Consider the following 5,761-nt stretch of genomic DNA (forward strand, 5'->3'; position numbering starts at 1 on the left):
TGCGCATGGCATGGAATAACTGGGGTAAAAAGTAACCGTCTTTAGTTCCCAATGCAGCACAGGCAGCGATCCAGTGTGCTCAAATTAGCGCTTACAGATCAGGCACCCTGAACCCAATCCGCGCCACACCTGTCAACCATTACCCGTTCACTTCTGCGAACGAAGCAGCCGCGCCGCGTCGAGCGCGAAGTACGTCAACACGCCATTTGCACCCGCGCGCTTGAATGCGAGCAGCGACTCCATCATCGCCTTGTCGTGATCGAGCCAGCCGTTCTGTGCGGCGGCCTTCAACATTGCATACTCGCCGCTGACCTGATACACGTACGTCGGAAAATGAAACTCGTCGCGCACACGGCGCACGATATCGAGGTACGGCATGCCAGGTTTGACCATCACCATGTCGGCGCCTTCGTCGATGTCGGCGCGAATCTCACGCATCGCCTCATCGGAATTCGCCGGATCGAGCTGATACGTCATTTTGTTGCTCTTGCCGAGATTCGACGCTGAACCCACCGCATCGCGGAATGGCCCATAGAACGCCGACGCGAATTTGGCCGAATACGCCATGATTCGCGTATGCATGTGCTCTTCGCTCTCGAGCATCTCGCGGATCGCGCCAATACGGCCGTCCATCATGTCCGACGGCGCAACGATATCGACGCCGGCTTCAGCGTGGGTCTTCGCCTGTTCAACCAGAATCTCGACGGTCGGATCGTTGATTACATAGCCCGCGTCATCGATCACGCCGTCCTGGCCATGGCTCGTATAAGGGTCGAGCGCGACGTCCGTTAGGACACCGAGTTCAGGAAAGTGTCTTTTCAACTCGCGCACCGCACGCGGGATCAGGCCGGCGGAATTGGTTGCCTCGCGGCCATCCGGGGTCTTCAGCGAGGGTTCGATTGCCGGGAACAGCGACAGGACCGGCACACCCAGTTGCATGCACTGTTCCGCCACACCCATCAGCAGATCCACCGACACACGCTCGACGCCCGGCATCGACGGCACGGCTCGCCTGACGTTCGTGCCCTCGACAATGAATACCGGATAAATCAGGTCATTAGTGGTGAGAAGGTTCTCGCGCATCATACGGCGCGAGAATTCGTCGCGCCGCATCCGGCGCGCACGGTGATGCGGGTAAAAACTCATATCGAAACTCGTGCGAATGTGAAACAGAGGGTGGCCGCGTGCCAGAAACTTTTTGAGACAATGGTATATCATACCGATCGAGTAAGGCGCGCTGCGCTGACCTCCCCGCTTCTCCTCCCTGAGCGGGTGCCTGTCGTTTTTCGATTAGGCTGTTTAACCCGCCGTCAACTTGCGGCGGGTTTTTTTATGGTGAACGCGAAATGCGCGACGCCCGTCAATGTTCGGGTTGCGGCACGCGGTGCTGCACAGATCGATGCGCATCTGCGAGCTCAAATGTGTCGCGTGCTGTTAGGCGGTGCCGGTCGATTCGCTAGCCGGATCGCCGGTATCGGGTGCGACCCAGCTTTCGATCAGCTCATGCGCTTCTTCGATGCCGACGCGCTTGAGCGCAGAAAAGAGCTGCGCGCTGAGTTTGCCCTGATAGCCGGCGGCGCGGTAGTCAGCGAACGCCTTTTGCGTCGTCCGCAAAGCATTGACGCTTTCCTGTCGCGTCAATTTGTCGCATTTGGTCAGTAACGTGTGAATTGGCTTGCCGGTCGGCGCAAACCACTCGATCATCCGTCGGTCCAGTTCGGTGAGCGGGCGCCGCGAGTCCATCATCAGGATCATTCCGCACAATTGCGCGCGTGACTGCAAGTAAGTCGACAGCAGTGCCTCCCAATGCGCCTTCGCTGCGCCGGGCACTTCGGCGTAACCGTAACCCGGCAGATCGACCAGATGCGCGACCGGCTCGTCTGCCGGACCGACCGAAAAGTAATTGATATGTTGTGTGCGCCCCGGGGTTTTGCTGGCGAACGCCAGCCGCTTCTGATTGCACAGGATGTTGATTGCGGTCGATTTGCCCGCATTCGAGCGCCCGGCAAATGCCACTTCAGGTTGCGCGGTAGGCGGCAGATCGCGCAAATGATTGACAGTGGTGTAGAAGCGGGCCTGGTGGAGCAGAAAGGGCATGAATGAGACCGGAATAGGATGCGGGAGTCAACACACAGGTCGACGCTTGGAGCGGCAGTGGACAAACCGTGCGGCTTCAGAACGACCTCGGTGCCGCGTATACGAGCGGCGCACGGCAACTGCAACGACTTCAACGGGACGGCACAACGGGAGCCGCATGACGTCTGCGCCTGGCAAGGCCGAGGGACAAGCCCGACTGGCGTCTTGACGATTAGCGAGTTATTGTACAATACGATGGTTTACTGAAAACCTGTGGAGCGCCGTGTGCATCGGGGCGCGCGCTCAATACGTGACTGGGGTTGCGAGGTAATTTCAATCAGGTAATTCGGTCGCCGTCGTATTTTGCAGAACCTCTAATTCCCACAAGACGAAACAGGGTGTGCGAATGAATCGACTGGGCAGGATTCTGGTGGTGCTTCACACAGCAGTAGGTCTTTCAGGTTTGGCGGTACAGGCAAAAGCGGCGGACCCGGCAAAGCCGGATGTGAATCGGGGGCAGGCAATCGCAGCGCAGGTATGTGCAGCATGTCACGGAGCGGATGGCAATAGCGCAGGCGGCGCGTATCCGAAGCTCGCCGGGCAGCATCCGGAATATCTCGTCAAACAGCTCAAGGATTTCAAAACGCAACCGGGCGCGAAGCAGCCCGCGCGGAGCAATCCGATCATGGCTGGCATTTCCGGTGCGCTGACGGATCAGGACATGGTGAACGTCGCCGCGTACTTTGCCACTCAGGTTCCGAAACCCGGCTACGCGCACAACAAGGCGACGGTGCCGCTGGGCCAGAAGATTTACCGCGGCGGCATCGCGGACAAGGGCGTGCCGGCCTGCGCGAGCTGTCACGGGCCGGCTGGCCAGGGCATACCGTCGCAGTATCCACGCCTGTCCGGCCAGTGGGCCGAGTACACGGCGGCCCAGTTGACTGCGTTCCAGCAAGGGCCAGGCGCACGCAACAACAGTGATGTAATGCACGCGATTGCGCAGCGTCTGTCCGATAGCGAGATCAAAGCGGTCGCTGATTACATCGCCGGTTTGCATTAAGCTAGCGTCCGCGTGCAAGTCAAGTCGGCCATGCAGCGCGCTTTAAAGCCGCAAGGCGGCCGGCAAAAAAACAAGAAAAGGGTGAGGGCGTCGTCAGCGATGAGACGGCCCTGCACCCTTTTTTGCTGTTCAGTTGGAGTTTGAATGAGCGTTACCACATCGGGTCTGCAGTCGAAATCGCGTCAGCGAGTCGCGCGCGAGGTCATTGAGTTGCTGAGCTCGATGCGCTTTGCGATCGCAATGCTGGTGATCCTTGCCATCGCGAGCATCATCGGCACCGTCCTCACGCAGGACGATCCCTATCCCAACTACGTCAATCAGTTTGGCCCGTTCTGGGCGGATATCTTCCGGTCGCTGAGCCTCTACACCGTGTACAGCGCGTGGTGGTTCATGCTGATCCTCGGCTTTCTGATCACGTCGGTATCGCTGTGCGTGATCCGTAATGCACCGAAGATGCTGGCCGACACGAAGAGCTGGAAGGATAAGGTGCGCGAAGCAAGCCTGCGCGCGTTCCATCACAAGGGTGAATTCGTCGTTGAAGGCACGCGCGTGCAAGCCACCGCAATCTTGTCGAAACTGTCAGCCAAGCTAGGCTACAAATTTGTTACGCGCGAATCCGATGGCGCAACACTGATTGCCGCGAAGCGAGGCGCACTGACGAAGCTTGGGTATATCTCGGCTCACCTTGCGATCGTCATCATCTGTATTGGCGGTTTGCTCGACAGTAATCTGCCGATCAGGCTGCAAATGTGGCTGTTCGACAAATCGCCGATCAGCAGCAATACGGTGATCAACGAGATTCCACCCGAGCATCGGCTGTCGCAATCGAATCCGACGTTTCGCGGCTACGCGTGGGTGCCCGAAGGGCAACACGTGTCGACCGCGATCCTGAACCAGCCAAATGGTTCGCTGATTCAGGATCTGCCGTTCTCGATCCAGTTGGACAAGTTCATCGTCGACTATTACTCGACCGGCATGCCGAAGCTGTTCGCCAGCGACATCGTCGTGATCGATCACAAGACCGGGCAGCGCATTCCGGCGCGCGTCGAGGTGAACAAGCCGTTCGAGTACGACGGCGTGTCGATCTATCAATCGAGCTTCCAGGACGGCGGCTCCGAGATGAAGATGACCGCGTACCCGATGACCGGCAGCAGCGCGAAGCCGGCGCCGTTCGACGGCACGATCGGCAATTCGACGCCGCTTACCGGCAAGATTCCCGGCACCGATGGCCAGACCGTCGAATTCGCCGATTTTCGCGCGATCAATGTCGAGAACATTACAAACGGCAACGGCCAGACCGACGCGCGCGGTGTCGCGGCGCACGAGACATTGAAACAGGCGTTCGACGAGCGCCTGGGCTCCGGTGCGAAGTCGTCCAAGCCGCTCGATCTGCACAACGTCGGGCCTTCGGTGCAATACAAGGTGCGCGACAAGGATGGCCAGGCGCGCGAGTACAACAACTACATGCTGCCGGTGGAAGTCGGCGGCGAGCGCGTGTTTCTGGCCGGCATGCGCGCGAACCCGGACGATCCGTTCCGCTATTTGCGGATCCCGGCCGACCAGGGCGGCACGGTGAAAGAATGGATGAATCTGCGCGCCGCGCTCGAAAACCCGGCGACGCGGGCCGAAGCCGCGCATCGCTTCGCGCAGCGCTCGGTACCGTCATCGAATCAGGAATTGCAGCAGCATCTGGAAGAAAGCGCGGTTCGCGTACTGACGCTGTTTGCCGGCGCCGATAGCAGCAGCGCCGCGCTGCCGCATGGTCAGCCGGCTGGTGGCTTCCAGGCCATCGCGACGTTTATCGATCATTCGGTACCGAAGGCGGAGCAGGAAAAGGCGGCAGGATTGTTGCTGCGTATGCTGGAAGGCTCGATGTGGGACGTCTGGCAACTGGCGCGCACGCAAGCGGGCGAAGCGCCGGCGCAACCGGGGGATGCGAGCAGCCGGTTCGTGCAGAACTCGATCAACGCAATTTCTGACAGCTTTTTCTACGGATCGCCGGTATATCTGCAACTGGATTCCTTCAAACAGGTGCAAGCCTCGGTATTTCAGTTGACGCGCGCGCCGGGTAAAAAAGTCGTGTATCTTGGCAGCCTGCTCCTCGTGCTGGGCATCTTCTCGATGTTCTATGTGCGCGAACGGCGCCTGTGGTTCTGGCTCAAAGATACGGATCGCGGTGTGAACGTCGTGATGGCGATGTCGAGTGCCCGAAAGACGTTCGACTTCGACAAGGAGTTCAACGAGACGCGCGACGCGGTCGGGGTGGCGCTCAACGCCAAACCGGCTGACGAGTCAGCAGCGTCCACTGCGTCCGGCGACGGCAGCCACCCGGCTGACCCGACAACCGGCCCACAAGATTCGACCCGGTAAGATCATGGACTTGACTCAGGTTTCCTCTTCCTCGCCCGCACAAAGGCCTGCCGTGGCATCGGCAAAGTCGGCAGAGTTGGCTAATCGCCTGCTCGACGACCGCCCGTTCCTGAAGCGTCTGACGCCATTCGACTGGCTATTCGCACTCGCGCTAGTGGCTGGCGCGGGGTTTGCGCTGACGCGCTACCACCCGTTCATGAACTACTACGACAAGCTGGTGCTGGTTTGCGCCGTGCCGGTGTTTGTCGTGCTCGG

4 protein-coding genes and 1 pseudogene are annotated in these 5,761 nt (G+C 59.6%); 3 read left to right on the forward strand and 2 right to left on the reverse strand.

The window, feature by feature from the left end; all coding sequences use genetic code 11:
- Positions 1-147: 147 nt before the first annotated feature.
- Both hemB and yihA read right to left on the reverse strand, forming a co-directional pair.
- Positions 148-1,146 carry a porphobilinogen synthase gene (hemB, locus tag BX592_RS33375; protein WP_134197602.1) on the reverse strand — a complete coding sequence of 333 codons (999 nt, stop codon included), beginning with the start codon at positions 1,144-1,146 and terminating at the stop codon, positions 148-150.
- 288 nt (positions 1,147-1,434) lie between these two features.
- A complete protein-coding gene (yihA, locus tag BX592_RS33380) occupies positions 1,435-2,097 on the reverse strand; it encodes a ribosome biogenesis GTP-binding protein YihA/YsxC (RefSeq protein WP_134197603.1) in 663 nt (220 codons plus the stop codon).
- A gap of 385 nt (positions 2,098-2,482) precedes the next feature.
- Here yihA and BX592_RS33385 point away from each other — a divergent pair, with 385 nt between their 5' ends.
- The 3 genes and pseudogenes from BX592_RS33385 to BX592_RS34805 form a co-directional block, all read left to right on the forward strand.
- Positions 2,483-3,136: a c-type cytochrome gene (locus BX592_RS33385; protein ID WP_134197604.1), complete on the forward strand. Its 654-nt coding sequence runs from the start codon at positions 2,483-2,485 to the stop codon at positions 3,134-3,136.
- A gap of 144 nt (positions 3,137-3,280) precedes the next feature.
- Positions 3,281-5,506 (forward strand): cytochrome c biogenesis protein ResB, encoded by a 2,226-nt coding sequence (locus BX592_RS33390; RefSeq protein ID WP_134197605.1) that lies wholly within the window; start codon positions 3,281-3,283, stop codon positions 5,504-5,506.
- A 4-nt stretch (positions 5,507-5,510) separates the two neighbouring features.
- A pseudogene (locus BX592_RS34805) lies at positions 5,511-5,761 on the forward strand (c-type cytochrome biogenesis protein CcsB); the annotation flags it as partial.

This window comes from Paraburkholderia rhizosphaerae (genome assembly GCF_004366595.1).
Lineage (GTDB): Bacteria > Pseudomonadota > Gammaproteobacteria > Burkholderiales > Burkholderiaceae > Paraburkholderia > Paraburkholderia rhizosphaerae.

Coding starts and splice junctions, on each gene's coding strand:
- hemB (WP_134197602.1), bottom strand. CDS start 1,146: ATGAGTTTTTACCCGCATCACCGTGCGCGCCGGATGCGGCGCGACGAA.
- yihA (WP_134197603.1), bottom strand. CDS start 2,097: ATGCCCTTTCTGCTCCACCAGGCCCGCTTCTACACCACTGTCAATCAT.
- BX592_RS33385 (WP_134197604.1), top strand. CDS start 2,483: ATGAATCGACTGGGCAGGATTCTGGTGGTGCTTCACACAGCAGTAGGT.
- BX592_RS33390 (WP_134197605.1), top strand. CDS start 3,281: ATGAGCGTTACCACATCGGGTCTGCAGTCGAAATCGCGTCAGCGAGTC.